This is a genomic window from Edaphobacter acidisoli (assembly GCF_014642855.1).
In the GTDB taxonomy this organism is placed as follows: Bacteria; Acidobacteriota; Terriglobia; order Terriglobales; family Acidobacteriaceae; genus Edaphobacter; species Edaphobacter acidisoli.
Map to the genome: position 1 here is coordinate 16,849 of NZ_BMJB01000004.1, position 16,253 is coordinate 33,101.

General features: G+C 58.9%; 8 protein-coding genes. 6 read left to right on the plus strand and 2 right to left on the minus strand.

Going from position 1 to position 16,253, the window contains the following annotated elements; all coding sequences use genetic code 11:
- Nucleotides 1-136 precede the first annotated feature (136 nt).
- Nucleotides 137-1,219: a transporter gene (locus IEX36_RS16620; RefSeq protein WP_188760706.1), complete on the minus strand. Its 1,083-nt coding sequence runs from the start codon at nucleotides 1,217-1,219 to the stop codon at nucleotides 137-139.
- 273 nt (nucleotides 1,220-1,492) lie between these two features.
- Entirely contained in the window at nucleotides 1,493-4,987 is a 3,495-nt protein-coding gene (locus IEX36_RS16625; RefSeq protein ID WP_188760707.1) for a TonB-dependent receptor, read from the minus strand.
- 224 nt (nucleotides 4,988-5,211) lie between these two features.
- Here IEX36_RS16625 and IEX36_RS16630 point away from each other — a divergent pair, with 224 nt between their 5' ends.
- From IEX36_RS16630 to IEX36_RS16655, 6 genes are all read left to right on the plus strand, one after another.
- Nucleotides 5,212-5,547 (plus strand): hypothetical protein, encoded by a 336-nt coding sequence (locus tag IEX36_RS16630; protein WP_188760708.1) that lies wholly within the window; start codon nucleotides 5,212-5,214, stop codon nucleotides 5,545-5,547.
- 72 nt (nucleotides 5,548-5,619) lie between these two features.
- Nucleotides 5,620-6,939 (plus strand): TolC family protein, encoded by a 1,320-nt coding sequence (locus IEX36_RS16635; protein ID WP_188760709.1) that lies wholly within the window; start codon nucleotides 5,620-5,622, stop codon nucleotides 6,937-6,939.
- On the plus strand, nucleotides 6,936-8,114 hold the full coding sequence (locus IEX36_RS16640; RefSeq protein WP_188760710.1) for an efflux RND transporter periplasmic adaptor subunit: 1,179 nt from the start codon (nucleotides 6,936-6,938) through the stop codon (nucleotides 8,112-8,114). The genes IEX36_RS16635 and IEX36_RS16640 overlap by 4 nt, the downstream gene beginning before the upstream one ends.
- Before the next feature lie 27 nt (nucleotides 8,115-8,141).
- Nucleotides 8,142-11,231, plus strand: coding sequence for an efflux RND transporter permease subunit (locus tag IEX36_RS16645; protein ID WP_188760711.1), 3,090 nt, complete (start codon nucleotides 8,142-8,144; stop codon nucleotides 11,229-11,231).
- A gap of 367 nt (nucleotides 11,232-11,598) precedes the next feature.
- Nucleotides 11,599-14,748 carry a hypothetical protein gene (locus IEX36_RS16650; RefSeq protein WP_188760712.1) on the plus strand — a complete coding sequence of 1,050 codons (3,150 nt, stop codon included), beginning with the start codon at nucleotides 11,599-11,601 and terminating at the stop codon, nucleotides 14,746-14,748.
- Nucleotides 14,732-15,832, plus strand: coding sequence for a VWA domain-containing protein (locus tag IEX36_RS16655; RefSeq protein ID WP_188760713.1), 1,101 nt, complete (start codon nucleotides 14,732-14,734; stop codon nucleotides 15,830-15,832). The genes IEX36_RS16650 and IEX36_RS16655 overlap by 17 nt, the downstream gene beginning before the upstream one ends.
- Nucleotides 15,833-16,253 lie beyond the last annotated feature (421 nt).

Below are 16,253 nucleotides of genomic sequence, written 5' to 3' on the forward strand. Positions count from 1 at the left end.
CAGCACTCATGAATCTAAGGAAAGTCTGATTAAGTCTGCAAGCATCCCTCAGCGGCTGAAACCGCGATGAAGCTGAGAGGTTACGGCGCGACTGAAGTCGCGCCCCTTCAAAACGAAGACTCAATCAGAGGGTTCCCTAAAAGCGATGTGTGAGGCTGGCGAGCCAGACGTATTGGGCGAATGCGGCGTCGCCGTGAGAGTTGTATACGCTGTCGGGATAGCTGACGGTGCGATCGCGACGGACGGCCTTATAGACACCGGCGGAGAGGATGTTTTGGTTGCGGGCGTACTGGAGACCGGGGCCTGCGGTGACGGCGTAACCAGGACGGCGGAAGCCGTCATTGCTGACGGGAAGGACGTTGTAGGCAGGGACACCTTCCCAGCGTGGGCCCACAGTTGCGGAGAGTCCCTGCACGTGTGGGATGGGGAACTCAACGCCTGCTTCGAGAAGGTACTGGTCAGCGATGGCATCGTAGTTGTTGAGCGGCTGCGTGGTGCTGAGTGTTGCGCTGCGCTGCACTCCGTTGGTGCCGCCGTTCATGGCGATGTAGCTGCCGTCGGTGTAGAAGGTGAGATTCTGTCCGACGCGCGAGTAGGCTGACCACTCAAGAACGCCACCCCAGCCGCCGGTACCGGGCTGGATGGAGTAGTCGACTGGCGTTACGACTTCGACGGCGGGGCCAACGCCTGTGGTGTTGGTGTTGACGTTGTTCTTGAGGTCATCGTTGCCCGAGGGGAGATAGAGGCCGAGTCCGATGGATGCGTTCCAGCGCGAGGCGTGTGCGGGATCGAGGATCCAGGAATTGGCGGAGATAATGGTGTCGCCGAAGCCGGATGACTGGTATTTGATGGGAGAGTTTTGCGTTTTACGCGAAGCCCAGAGCCAAGGGGCGTCGATGGCGAGGCTGATGCGCGGAGTGAGTTGGTAGGTGAGGTTGACGGTCACGAGGTTGATGCGGTTCTCGACCTCGGTACCGGCCTGGGCGCGGTACTCCTGATAGACGTCGCCGACGTAGTGCTGGTAGGAGAACTGGTGACGCTCGCCGATGGTGACCTGAAAGTGGCCGGGCTGAAGGATGCCGCCCTGGCTGGTGGGAAGTCCTGTCTGCTCGGGCGAACGGGCAAGGATGCAGCCTTGTGCGTGCGCGCGGTTAGGGAGTGCGGAAAGCAGTGCGATGAGTGCAAGAAGCAAAAACGGTCTCCGAATCGATGCAGCCATGTAGTTTCCTCGATGAGTTGGTGTCAAGTTTGCACACGACGGCGCAGGCGCAGCAGACGGCTGCGTCTCGCGCTGATATGTGTGCATGGTGAGGAGAGATTAGCAAGGCTCGATGCGGAATGAATCCACCAGTAGGTTGAATTTCTGGTGCATCGGAGGATGGTTATTTCAGCAGTAAATTGAGAGATGTTTTTGGGGGAGACAAATATTTTGTGCAAAGCAGAAGGGCCGCCCGATGATGGGCGGCCCTTCTGGGGTTGCTGGCGTTGAGTTTTAGAAGGAGATGCGAGCGGAGGCTTGCAGTGAGCGTCCACCGCCGATTCCGTTGACGTTGCCCTGGCCGCTACCGACTGTGCTGGTGACCTGGCCGAAGCTGGTGGCGGAGCAGCAGTTGTTGCTGGTTGGGTTGGCGAACTGCGGTGTGTTGCTGAGTTGAGTGGCCTGGATGCCCGTCGTCAGAGAGGATTCACGGAAGATCCTGAAGCTCTTGAAGAGGGAGAAGTTGTCCTGGATGTAGCCGGGGCCGCGGAATTCGTTTCTGCCCGTATTGCCTACGCCGGGGTTGGAGCAGGGACTCTGGTTGGTGCAGCCAGACGGAGTAGTGAATGCGGCAGGGTTGAACCAGGTGGTCTTGGAACCGACGCCGTGGCTTACGCTATATGCACCGATCAGTTGCCCTGTCTGTGTGGTGCCGGGTGTGTTGAGGTTTGCACCGTTGGTAGCGACGGTAAATGGCGTACCGGTGACGGCGGAGATGACACCGGAGAGCTTCCAGCCGCCGAGGACGGCTGCTCCAATGCCTGAGCTGAGGTGGCTGTGACCTATACCCCAAGGCAGTTCGTAGGTAAAGCTCTGCTCGAAGTTGAGGGTGCGGTCAAAGTCGTTGGGTCCGTAGCTTCTCTTGAAGTTGGCGAAGAAGAGCAGGCTGCCGTTGTCGTCGCCGCCTGTGGCATAGCCCATGCCTTTGGCCCAAGTGAAGCCGCTGGTGAAAGAGAGCCCCTTGTAGGTTCTGTGGACGAGCTGCACCTGCAGGGACTGGTAGTTCGACGAGAAGCCCATGAAGTATTCATTGGTTGCCGCAGTGCGGAAGGGGCCGCCTGACGGGCATCCGACGCAGTGGTATTCGGGTTCAGATGCACTGCCACCGCCGTAGGTGCTGGGGTTGTTGATGTTCTGGCTGACAGACGCGTGTACGCCATGATTGGCGACGTAGGCAACCTGCAGGGACATGTTGTCTGGGAGCGCCTGCTGGACTGCGAGGTTCCAGGATTCAACATAGGGATTTCTATATGTCTTCGGAATCCAAGTGTAGACCTGGGATATTAGGGTCGGGGTATTGGTGGCGATGATGCCATTGGAAGGAATGGGAATAGGAACAGGAGCAGGGAAGCCGTTCTGGAAGGTGGCTGGTGTAACGCCGTCGGCGAGAACCGTTCCGGTGTAAGGAGAGGTTCCTACCAAGCCATAGGAGTTGTTGGCGCGGATTGGGTAGTTGTAAGCGTACGTGTTGTCGCCGAATGGCATGTAGCTGATGCCGAAACCGCCACGGAGGACAATCTGGTCTGTTGCTCTGTAGGCGAAGCCAGTACGAGGCGCGAAGTAGTGGTAGATGGTGGGCAGGCCGAGGTTGGAGGGGTTGCCGCCTATGCCCGCGAGGATGAGCTGGTTGTTGGCCGGATCGTAGTTGGAGAAGCCACCGGCTTTACGTGGTGTTGCCGGAGGATAAAACTCCCAGCGAGCGCCAAGGTCCAGGGTAAGTTTGGGGCTGACCAGCCATTTGTCGGTGCCGTATACGAAGATCCACCACTGGCGATAGGCCGGGAAGAAGGTGTTGAGGTCGCGACCAGTGGAACTGGGGATGTCGAAGAGGAAGCTGGCCATGTCGTTGGCGATGTTGGTTTTTCCGGCGGCGGCTGCGTCGGAGGTCTGGACGTCGGAGAAGTTGAAGACGCCGCGTGGGCTGAAGGTCTGGTCCTGAAGAAGATCGTCGCGGACGCGGCGAACGTCACCACCGAATTTGATGGTGTGGTTTTTGATGATCTTCGTCCAGTTGTTGACGGCGTCGATGTTGGATTCGGCGCGGATCCAGGGCAGTGAAGCGGAGTATCCGATGAGGGTTCCGGTGAAGCCGCCGTTGATGGTGATGCCTACCTGACCGGCAGTGAAGGGCTGGCCAGCGATGTTCACTCCGGGGATGCCGAGCGTCGTCGCATCGTTGTTGCCATAGTCGCTGGGCTGGGCGACGTTGCGGACGTGGCCGACGCCGAAGCGCACCTCGGTGAAGAGGGTGGGCGAGAAGACGTGATCGTAGTTTAGGCCTGTGCTGTAACCAGTGGTGACGCCTGTACCCTCAAAGGCGCCGCCGCCGGGACCTCCGAGGAACGAGCCAAAGGCCGGCGCCTGGAATACATTCACGCGCTGGAAGCTGTAGCGAGCGCTGAGATGGTTGCGCTCGTTCATGGCGAAATCCATTTTGACGTCGAAGCTCTTTGCGCCTTTGGTAAAGGGAAGCGTGTCGGTGTAGTTGTTCGCGGGATTGCTCAGTGGCGCGTTTGGATTCAGGGTTCCATGCGCGGGAGCAGCAGCGTCCACCTTTTGCAGAATGGCGAGCGAGACCGGATTGACCATGGAGAAGGGGATCTGGTTGTTCACAAATGGAGTACGGGGATGCGCCGCAGTGCCGTCTCCAGTTGTCGGATTGAAGACCTGGCCGGTCTGGTAGCCGTTTGCGTTGGGCGTGCCGGTGAGCGCGGCGCTGAGGTCGATGAAGCCGTTCGCGTTTGGAGTGTAATAGCGCGGGTCGGGGATCGTATAGGTTCCGCTGGTCAACTCATGGTCGGACGTAGTGAGATAGTCGCCAAAGAAGAAGAGCTTGTCCTTGAGGACTGGGCCGCCGATGCTGCCGCCGTAGTAGTTGTAGGAGAGATGGCCGAGGGGTCCGCCGAAGTAGGAGCGGGCGTTGACGGCGTTGTTTTGAATGTATTCGAAGGCCGAACCGTGGAAGGTGTTGGTTCCGGATTTGAGGGTGACGTTGGTGACGGCTCCGGTGGCGCGGCCGAGCTCGGCGTCGTAGTTGTTGGTGGAGACGTCGACGGATTGGATGGACTCGGCGGGCGGGATGATCATCTGGAGCAAGCCGGTGCGCTCGTCGTCGTCGATACCTTCAATCTGGTAGAGATTGCCGAGGCGGGCCTGGCCGTTGACTTCGGTCTGCAGGGAGCTTGCGGAATTGAAGAACTGGGAGTGCTGGTAGACCGCAGGCGCAGCGCCCGGGACGAGGTTGAGGATTGACTGGAAGTTGCGGTTGGTGCTCAGGGGCAGGTTTTCAAGCTGATGAGCTTCGATTTTGGTGCTGATGTCGCCGCGGTCGGTTTGGAGCAGTGGAGGCGCGGTGGTGACTTCGACGCTCTCGGAGACGCTGCCTGGGACGAGCGAGACGTCGACGCGAGTGGAGGTATTGACGAGCACTGAGATGTTCTGGTGCGTGTCCTTCTTGAAGCCCTTGGCTTGGACGGTGACGGAGTACGAGCCGGGCGGCAGGTTTGGGACGGTATAGTTGCCGCTTTCATTGGTGATGGCGGCGTAGGAGGTGCTGGTTGCCGTATGGGTGACGGTTATGCTGGCCCCGGCCACGGCTGCACCGGTTGCATCGGTGACGGTGCCGAGCAAGGTAGCGTTGACGGCTTGTCCAAAGGCAGAGGGAGCAAGACTTGGGAAGAGGGCGAGCGAGAAAAGAATGCAAAGGAGCCTGAGAGATTTGCGTAGCATCACGGAATTCCTCCAGAAAGCGGTTTCAGGTGTAGGTCTGTTTATAGTTTGAACAACGAACGAACGTTACTAGGGCGAGAAGCAATAAGTCAACAAAATTAAGCAAAGCTTAAGTAAATGGCGTGTTTTTCTGTGGGCGCTTTTAGAGTGTTCGGGACATCGCCGATGTGGAATGTGAACAAGCGGAGACGTGGCCAATCTGGTGCGAGGGATGTTCAAGAGGCGTGGTTGTGGTCTACACTGGCGCGGCAGAGGTTGAAGGGCTTGCCCGCGTGCTGAAGATGCTCTCTCATCGCCGATGGTTGTGTCTGGTGCTGCCGATTGCGCTGTTCGCGGTGCTGCTGGGGACGACGGCTGGGGTGGTGTTTCATCATCATGCTGGTGCGGCTGCGGACAACTGCCCTATCTGTCATCTGAGCCATCAGACGGTGGTGCCTGCGGTTGCGCATGTGGGGAATTGTCAGCTGGCGCAGACGGGCGCCGGGCCTGAGCCTCAGGCGGGCCACCTGGTGGATGATTCGGTTCCGCGTGATGTTCCTGCGCGTGGTCCTCCTGTATAGCAGTCGCATGTCCTCCGTGCTTTCGGGCACGGCAACGCAGTGTATCTCCCTGCTTGAATAGGCTGGCTGCTCATGTGGTTCGAACGTCTGTATCTTCCTGCTCTGCTGATTGCAGCGTGTTTGCCCGTGACTGCGGGTGCGCAGTCCGCACCGGCGTCTGCGCCGGCTCCCCAGGCGAATTCGCTGGCGCAGGCGCCTGGGGCTTCGCTGGTTACGGTGGACGACGCGATTAAGCTGGCGCTTCAGCATAACCATACGTTGCAGGCCGCGCGGACTGTGATTCAGCAGAACAAGGCTGAAGAGATTACGGCGAACCTGCGGCCCGATCCGGTGCTGATGGGTGACTCGCAGTTTCTGCCGGTGTTTAATCCTAGCCAGTTCACTTCGGACTATCTCGACCAGGTGGCGCAGTTTGATCTGGGTGTGAGCTATCTGTTTGAGCGCGGCAGAAAGCGGCAGCACCGCTTGCAGGCCGCGCGCGATGTGACGGCGGTAAGCGAGGCCCAGGTTGCAGATAATGAGCGGACGCTTACGTTCAGCGTGGCTTCGCAGTTCATTACGGTGGAGCTGGCCGAGTCGACGCTGGAGCTGGCGAATGAAGACCTGAAGAGCTTTGAGAACACGGTGGGGATCAGCGAGGCGCGGTACAAGGCCGGGGACATGAGCGAGGGCGACCTGCTGAAGATCAAGCTGCAACTGCTTCAGTTCCAGATGGATGTGTCGCAGGCGAAGCTGGGGCGGGCGCAGGGGCTGTCGGATCTGCGGCAGATGCTGGGGTATGAGTCGGTTGCGCCCGATTATGACATTGCCGGGGCGTTTCAGTATGTGCCGGTGAGCGGGACGGTTGAGGACTTTCAGGCGATGGCGCTGCAGGACCGTCCGGACCTGCGGGAGGCGCAGTTGGGTGTGACGGCTGCGAACAGTCAGCACGAGTTGCAGAAGGCTATCGGCAAGCGCGACGTGACGGGGCAGGTGAATTACACACACCTGACGGGGATCAACAATCTCTCACTCTTCGGGTCGATTGAGTTGCCGATCTTTGATCGCAACCAGGGCGAGATTGCGCGGTCGGGGATTGCGATTACGCAGGCGCAGGAGCAGATGAGGTTTACGAATGGGCAGGTGTTGACCGATGTGCGCGATGCGTATGAGGGGCTTCATGCGAACGATGAGATTGTGAAGCTGTATCGCTCGGGGTATCTGGACCAGGCGCAGGAGTCGCGCGATATCTCGGAGTACGCGTATAAGCGCGGGGCTGCGAGTTTGCTGGACTTTCTGGATGCGGAGCGGAGCTACAGGGCTACGCAGCTTGGCTACAGGCAGTCGCTGGCCGCGTACCTGACGTCGCTGGAGCAACTGAGGGAAGCAGTGGGAACCAGGAGCATTCCATGAGACAGAGAAGGATGTTGCTGCGCGGATTGCAGTATGGGGCGGCCCTTGGTCTAGTGTTCGCCCTTGTGGGCTGTAACTCTTCGGACCGCGAGAAGGCGAACCAGATGACTTCGTTTTCGACGCGGGCATCGAAGTCGGCGACGCCGGAGCTGTTCACGATTCCTGAAGACCAGATGTCGCATGTGCAGGTGGTGACGGTGGCGGCGACGTCGCTGACGCGCACGCTGCGGCTGACGGGTGCGGTGGCGTACAACGCGTTCAAGACGACGCCGGTGATTACGCAGGTGGGCGGGCCGGTGAGCAGGATTCTGGTTGTTCCGGGTGAGCATGTGAAGGCTGGACAGCCGATGCTGGATGTGAGCAGTCCGGACTACTCGCAGCTGCTGGATTCGTATTTGAAGGCGTCGGATTTGTACAGGCTGGCGGACAAGTTTTATGCGCGGGCGCAGGACCTGTATCAGCATCACGCGATTGCGGAGAGCGATCTGGAGCAGGCTGAATCGAACAGGACGCAGGCGCGGGCGGATTTGAACGCGGCTGAACAGGGGATGAAGATTCTAGGGATCAAGGACCCTGCGAATCTGGCGAAGTCTCCTTCGTCGGCGCAGATTCCAGTGCTGGCGCCGATTGGGGGCGAGGTGGTGGAGCGGCTGGTTTCGCCGGGACAGGTGGTGCAGGCGGGGCAGACGCAGGCGTTCACCATTTCGGATTTGAGCACGGTGTGGGTGCTGGCGAATGTGTATCAGTCGGACCTGGCGCATGTGCATCCGGGGGATGATGTCGTCGTGCAGACGGATGCTTATCCGCAGAGCTTTCACGGGAAGATTTCGTTTGTGTCGCCGGCGCTCGATCCAAATACGCGGACGTTGCAGGCGCGCATCGTTGTCGATAATCCCGGCGAGAAGCTGAAGAAGGACATGTACTGCACGGTTGCGGTGACGGCGGGCGCGATGGCGAACGCGATTACGGTGCCGGATGCGGCGGTGTTGCGCGACGACGATAACCAGCCGTTCGTGTATGTGGCCGTCGGCAACGACCAGTTTGGCAGACGCGATATCGAGATGGGACAGCGGCAGAATGGGGTGACCGAGGTCCTGAAGGGCGTTCAGGCGGGTGACAAGGTCGTGGGCGATGGCAGCCTGTTTCTTCAGTTTGCCAATGCGTTGCAGCACTGAGGAAGCAATTGGGGAGAGGCGGGCCGGATGATTCATCACATCGTTCAATTCGCACTGCGGCAGCGGTTGCTGATTCTGCTGATGGTGGTCTTCATTGTTGTTGGCGGGACGATCTCGTTTCACCATATGCCGGTGGATGCGTATCCCGATCTTGCGCCGACGATGGTGGAGATCATTACGCAGTGGCAGGGGCATGCTGCGGAAGAGGTCGAGCGGCTGGTGACGGTGCCGACTGAGGTGGAGATGAACGGCGTGCCGGGAATGTCGGTGATGCGTTCGATCTCGCTGTATGGATTGTCGGATGTGATTCTGACCTTCAATGAGGGCACGGACGATTACTTTGCGCGGGAGCAGGTGTTTCAGCGGCTGAGCGAGGTGACGTATCCGACGGGTGTGACGCCGTCGCTGGCTCCGCTGGCGAGTCCTTCGGGACTGGTGTATCGGTATGTGATTGACAGCCCGGACCGCACGCCGCAGGAGCTGAAGACTTACGAAGACTGGGTGATTGAGCGCGAGTACAAGCAGGTGCCGGGCGTGGCGGACGACTCGGGCTTTGGCGGCACGGTGATGCAGTATCAGGTGCTGCTCGATCCGGCGAAGCTTTATGCGTACCACTTGACGGTACCGACGATTTTGCAGCAGCTCTCGGTGAATAACTCGAATGCGGGCGGAGGGTTTTATCAGCAGGGTGGGCAGTTCTATTATGTGCGCGGGCTGGGGCTGATTCGCACGACCGAGGATATTGGCGATGTGGTTGTCGGCTCGCAGAATGGTGTACCGATTCGCATTCGCGATATTGGAGATGTGACGATAGGGAACGCGCCGCGGTTGGGCGAGTTCGGCTTCAACAAGCGGGATGATGCGGTTGAGGGCGTCATCATGATGCGGCGCGGCGAGCAGACGCAGAATGTGCTGAAGGGCGTTGAGGCGAAGACGCAGCAGTTGAATGAGCAGATTCTGCCGCCGGATATCAAGGTGCGTCCTTACTACGATCGCAGCGATCTGGTGCAGCTGACGATCGATACCGTCGAGCACAACCTGATGCTGGGCATGGCGCTGGTGCTGATTGTGCTGATGGCGTTTCTGGTGAGCGTGCGCGCGGCGGTGATCGTGGCGCTGACCATCCCGCTGTCGCTGCTGTTTGCGTTTATCTTTCTTCATGCGCGCGGGGTTGCGGCGAACCTGCTTTCGATTGGCGCGGTGGACTTTGGGATATTGATTGACGGCACGCTGGTGATGGTGGAGAACATCTTCCGCGTGCTGGGCGAACGGGAGGGACAGGATTACAAGCTGGATGATGTGATTCTGGAGGCCGCGCGTGATGTTGACCGCCCGGTGTTTTATTCGGTTGCGGTGATTATCGCGGGCTATCTGCCGATCTATGCGCTGACGGGGCCTTCGGGGCGGCTGTTCCGGCCGATGGCGGACACGGTGGCGATTGCGCTGATTGGCGCGCTGATTCTTACGCTGACGTTTGTGCCGGTGATGTGCTCGTACTGGTTCAGGCGCGGCGTGCATGAGCGGGTGAACAGGCCGTTCGAGTGGCTGAAGGAGAAGTACGCGGTTGAGCTCGACTGGTGCCTGGACCATCCGAAGACGACGATGGTGGTGGCGTCGGTGATCTTTCTGGCGACGCTGCTGCTGGTGCCGTTTATTGGCGGCGAGTTTATGCCGCATCTGGATGAAGGCGCGCTTTGGGTGCGGGCGACGATGCCGTACACGATCTCGTTCGATGAGGCGAGCAGGTTTTCGCCGAAGGTGCGCGACATTCTAATGAAGTATCCGATGGTGACGGATGTTGGATCGGAGCTTGGCAGGCCGGATGATGGCACGGACCCGACGGGGTTCTTCAATGATGAGTTTTATGTGGGGTTGAAGCCGTATAACGATGCTTCGTGGAAGCAGGGGCCGATTCATAACAAGCAGGAGCTGGTGGATGATCTTCAGAAGCAGCTTAAGGCGTTTCCGGGGGTGATCTTCAACTACACGCAGCCGGCTGAGGATGCGGTGGATGAGGCGTTGACGGGGCTGAAGAGCGCGCTCGCGGTGAAGATTTATGGGCCGGACCTGAACGTGTTGCAGAATACAGCGGTCCAGATTAAGCGACGGTTGCAGCAGGTGCCCGGGTTTACGGAGCTGACGGTGGTGCGCGAGCTTGGACAGCCGAGTTTGCAGATTGATGTGGACCGCGACAAGATTGCGCGCTATGGCATCAATGTCGCCGATGTGGAGGCGGTGGTGCAGGCAGCGGTGGGCGGGCAGGCGGCTACGCAGGTAATTCAGGGCGAGAAGCTGTTTGATCTGGTGGTGAGGATGAAGCCGGAGTTCCGCGAGAGCGCGCATGAGATTGGCAATCTGCTGGTGGGCACGCCTTCGGGGCAGCAGATACCGCTGAGCGAGCTGGCCAACATTCATGAGGCTGCGGGCGCTTCGTTTATCTATCGCGAGAATAATTCGCGGTATATCGGGGTGCAGTACAGCATCGAGGGGCGCGACCTGGAGCGGGCGGTTGCGGACGGGCAGAAGTCGATTGCGGATATTCAGAAGTCGCTGCCGCCGGGGTACCGGCTGGCCTGGGGTGGGGAGTACGGCGAGTTTCTGGAGGCGAAGCACCAGATGGAGTTCATCGGGCCAATGGCGGTGCTGATTATCTTCATGATTCTGTTTGCGCTGTACGGCAATATCAAATTCCCGGTGACGATTGCGCTGGGCGTGATTATGACGGAGCCGGTGGGGGCGCTGCTGGCGCTGAAGCTGACGGGGACGCCGTTTAGTGTGTCGTCGGCGCTGGGCTTGCTGGCGCTGATGGGGGTATCGGTGGAGACGGCGGTGATTCTGGTCTCCTATATCAATAAGCTGCGGCTGGAGAACAAGGACATTCGCACGGCTACGCGGGAGGCTTCGTTGCTGCGGCTGCGGCCGATTATGATGACGGCGCTGGTGGCCTGCCTGGGGCTGCTGCCGGCGGCGCTTTCGACCGGGATCGGGTCGGACACGCAGAGGCCGTTTGCGATTGTGGTAGTCGCGGGGCTGGTTTCGCGGCTGTTTCTGGGGTTCTTCGTCAACCCGGTGCTGTATGAGATGGTGGCGCGGGATGGGGACGTGCTGCAGGTCTGAATCGCGGTCCTAATTATGTGGCCAACCTTCAGTTGAAGTGGTGTCATGTAATTTTTTACAAAATCCTGACAACCTCTCTAGCCAAGCGTAGCGGAAGGGCGTAGAGTGTTCGCCACCGAATCAAGATAGTAACGATTCGATCTCTGGTTCCTTGCGGTGCTTGAAACGTTTGGGTTGGAGGCTGGACACCAAATCCTGTTTGGCGAAAGTTAAGAGCCAGTCGGCAAGGCATTTGCGTCGGCGTAAGCCAAAGCAGTGCTTGACTTGCGGCTTTCCAGCCTGATTGCTCCATCTGTTTGTGGAGCTGGCATCCGGAGTGGAGGATGTCCACCGCAGGTTCCGAAGGCTCTTCAAGAGGTGTCGTGCGATGAAGTCTCTTCTTCGGCTGCGGCCCGTTGTTGCTGGTTTTTCAGTGTGTCTGTGCGTGGGGTCTTTGGCTTGTGCGGCGGCGCGGGCAGACAAGCAGGTTGCCCATGCGGACGCTTTGCCTGCTCCGGTGGTGGAAGACACCATTAGTATTCCGGGGCCGTTGCGGTCGTTTTTGCGGATGGCCGGAATCAGCCAGAAGATCTCAAATGCAGACGTGATGCCGTTGCTGGCGCGCAACGTTTACTCGCATGGGTATGAGAACGGCAATCAGGAGACGGAGTTCCTGAAGCTACTGGACCGGTATCTGGACCAGGCGACAGAGTTACAGATACTGGCTGGCGCGCATAACACGATCAGCGTGAAGGGCTGCGATGATGCGGGCACGCTGGTGCAGATTCTTGGCTATCGGCTGCGACAGGGATGCGGCACGAGCAACTTCTCGCTGGAGACGGCGAACGCGGACCGCGCATTTTTGACGATCGATTCGGGATTTCCGCTGGAGCAGCTGGAAGAGGCGCTTCAGAAGAACGAGCCGTTTACGCTTGTGTACGCGCCGACGCGTGTGCCAATCATTCTGAAAGAGCGAGACTGGATCTCGCTGAGCACGACAAAGCAGCGGGGCTTCGGCGGCGGCAATCTGGTGGATGTGCTGTTGTACAACCCGCAGATTGCGCGGCTGTACTGGGCGCTCTCGAAGCAGGACCAGACGACGCAGGTTGCGCTGGAGCGCTCGCCTGGGCTGCACAGGCTGCTTCCGTATGCGGCGACGCTGGACTTTTATGGCAGCCAGATCAATATCCAGTCCGGTCGAGTCTCTGTTCCGGGCGGACGTGCGGCGGAGTCCGGGTGGCATGAGCTTGTGGGTGCGAGTCCGGGGTCTCCGGGCGAGTTTGTAATGCACCTGATGGAGCGCGACAAAGGGTGGCTGTCGGCATACTTCGATGTGCTCTCTCGACTAGATGGCGAGCAGCAGGCGCGGTTGACTCAGTCGCCGCGTTTGAAGAATCTCTATGAGGCCTTTCGTGAGCCGGAATCCGATCCTGATGCGTCGAAGGGTGCATTTCGCAAAGCCGCGGACCTGCTGGTGCTGGACACGCGGCTGGAGTGGGACGCGCAGGGGCAGCCGCTGGTTCCGGGCGGACTTGATGTATGGAAACAGATCTTTCAGCAAAAGTATGACGAGAAGGACGCTCGGGACTGGGGCAAGGCCGCGCATGCGTGGAAGCGTCCGGACCAACTGCTGGAGGGGTTGACGGCGATGTCGCGCGTCGTGACCGATGAGGGTCCGCTGCAGATTTACCTGATGATGAGCGAGATCGATGCGAGGCGCGGGCCGGGCAACTACATGAGTCCGGAGACGGTAACTCTGCTCGCGAAGAAGTACTCGGAGTACAGCAACTGGTACCTGGTGTTTTCGGATTATCCGACCTTGACGGATGCGTCGATTGCGAGCTTTTTGCATACGGCCGAGACGATCGACAAGATCTCGAACCAGAACCTGCGCGCGAATGTGATGGGCTCGTTTCAGGCAAATATTGGCTTGTGGGAGATACTTGCGCGGCAGGGCGAGATTCCAACAGACGCGTTGAATGAATCGTGGGCGAAGACGATTACACCGTTTGCGACGGCGACATCGTCGATCAAGCTGTTCGATGCGGCGCGCAACTCGCTGGATGCGCTGCTGGTGGCTGCTGGGAGCAGTACGAGTGATCCTCAGGAGCAGATTGTTGAATTGCTCGCTGGACCTCATCAGTCGAGCGCAGACGGCGACTGGGTGCAGCAGCAGATTGCTAATCGGATGCGCGCAGTGCTCGATGATCAGCGGCTGGTTTCGCTGGATACGCTGTTTGCGCTGAATGATGGGCTGGGCAAGATGGCGAAAGGTAGCGCGCGCGATAGCTCGCTGCTGGGGCTGGCTGGTGAACTGCGCGAGTTCGAGCTGCCGCGGCCGATCTTTACCGAGAACGAAAAGATTACCTGGGCGCCGGGGATTTATCGGAGCCACCACGCTGAGCTTCAGGTGCAGACTGACCTGACGAAGACGATTAAGACGGGATCGTCTGCGCAGTTGGAAGCTGCGCGTGGCCAGCTTGCGCCGTTTCTGCGCGACACGCTGGTGGGGCTGAACTATGCGTATTATGAGCCGCCGGGAGCGCAGATGCTGCATAACAATCCGCTGTTTGTGCGCTCGCATGACTTTACGGGGATCTCGGTGGTAGGTGTGGATGATCCGTGGCGCGCACCGATGCTGCTGGGTGTGGGGACGCCGGCAGGCGGTGGTGCGTATCTGATGGGTTCGCTGGCTGACCTGCCGTATGCGCTTGCGACGGCGGAGCAGGAGTTTATTGCGCCGGAGAATGTTCAGGCATTGATCTGGGAAGAGCTGGTGCCGCAGCTTCTGGTGAATGCGACGCTGCCGCGCTGGTGGCGAGTGACTCCGGACGAGCTGCATGCGGTCGATTTGTATCAGCGAGCAGGAGAGGAGCTGCTGACGGCTTCGGTGAAGGATGATGCGTTGCGGAATAAGGTCATCGGGATACTTTCGGACCGCATGTCCCCGCAGCGGATGGAAGAGACGGAAGAGGCGATGCGTAACGCGGATGCGATGACTGCGATGCTGCCCAGGCTGATGCCGTCGGACACCTTTTATCTGGCTGCTGAGTTTCGTCAGCGATACCCCGATGAGGCAGCTTCGTGGGGGCCAGAAGGGAAGCAGCTAGATGAGCTCTGCAAGAAAGATCCTGCTGATACCACGAGAGAACGTATATCGCGTGACTTTGGCGTGCCTCATCCGACGCTGGCTCAGACGGATGCTTTGCAGCTATTGCATATTAAGCAGCTTCCGTTCTTTGCTGGATACTCGAGCCGGCTGTTCGGCGAGTCGTGGGAGTCGAGCAATCTTTACTGGGCGCGACTGGCTGATGAGATGAACTATCAGCCAGTGATGTTGAATCGTCTGGTCCCGATGCTGACGCTGCACATGACGACGAAGATATTTGCTACCGATCTGGACGACTGGCCAGCGATGTTGCGCGCTATGCACGAGGCTGGCGCCGACCTGCGCGATGGCAAGATTACGCTGCGGCCAACGGCCGAACAGCACAACGCTTTGTTAGAGGAGACGACTAAAAATGCGAACGCGCAATAGAGTGACCAGGCAGTACGTTCTGTTCTCCGCGCTCTTCGCGGTTGCCTTCTTTGGCGGCGTGGGGACGGTAGCGCAGGACGATTCGTCGAGCATTCACGTGAATGTCGTGCTGGTGCAGTTGAACGTCGCGGTGACGGACCACAAGGGAAACTATATCAGCGGGCTGCGTCCCGAGGACTTTGCTATTTACGAAGACAAAATTCCGGAGAAGACGGCGACGTTTGAGGAGGGTAATGAACCTACGCGCAGGCTGATCAATCTCGGGTCTTCGTCGAGTGGCCCTGCAGCGGAAGACCCTGCCAGTGCGACTGCCACGATGAGCAAGATGGGTGGCGGCCCTCCGGTTGTTTCGGCGCAGCCATGGATGGAGGGCGCCAATGTCTTCATCTTGTTCGATACGAGCAACTATATGTATCGCGGGTTTGTGTATGCGCAGGATGCGATTGCGGATTTTGTGCGATCGCTGGTGGGCGTGAACCGTGTCGCGCTCTACTCCTATAGCCGCAATTTGTCGCGTGTATCGACACTGACGACAGACCGCGCCAAAGTGTTGCGGAGCGTGCGGAGCACGGTTGCCGGGGACGATGCGGCGCTTTATAACTCGCTGCTGCTGACGGTGAAAGATGCGGCGAACCTGACGGGACGCAAGGCGATTGTGGTCTTCTCGAATGGGCCGGACAATGCGAGCCTGGTTCCTCCGGAGGACGTGGCGGAGCTGGCGCAGTCGACGGGGACGATTATCTATATGATCAGCACGCGGAAGGCTGAAGAAGAGCCTGTGTCGACGGCGGTGTTCGAGCGCATGAGCAAAGCGACGGGCGGCAAAGCTTACTTTGCCAAGGATTGGCAGGACGAGAAGCAGGCGTTTATGTCGATCCGCGATGACCTGGCGCACCTGTATTCGCTGAGCTATTACCCGGCGCCGAACCCGAACGGCGGCTGGCGGTCGATTACGGTGAAGCTGGTGGGGAAAGACTTGCAGAAGTATCACATACGGACGCGGGATGGATACCGATTGCTGAAGCAGAACCCGACGACGATGACGAGTCTTGGTGAGACTGGTCCTGAATCAGCATCGAAGTAACGCCGGGAGCGCGTTTTTTACAGGCGTGCGAATTTTTATCTTGACTAGTGTGCAGGCAGTCATGCTTAATTACTAACGCGTTAGTGTAGCCGCTAAAGACAAACGTTTGTCTTTGTTTTTGACTGACGCAATGCGTTAAGCGCTGTTGTGGCATATCTTCTGCGGCATACGGCGACGGGTTGTTTCGAAGGCGGGTGCACATCTGACCGTCTGCGAAGAGGCCAATCGGACTGGAAATAGTAGCGCTGTAATAACTCATTTGTTTTGGTGAAGTGGCGGATGAGCCGACAAGTGGTGTGGCATCCGTTTGAACTTTAAAGACAAACGTTTGTCTTATTGGATGACAGCCTGAAGTTGAGGTTGGAAGACGAAAGGCAGACGTCAACTGCAAGAACTTTTTGGGAGGCAAGTCATGAGATGG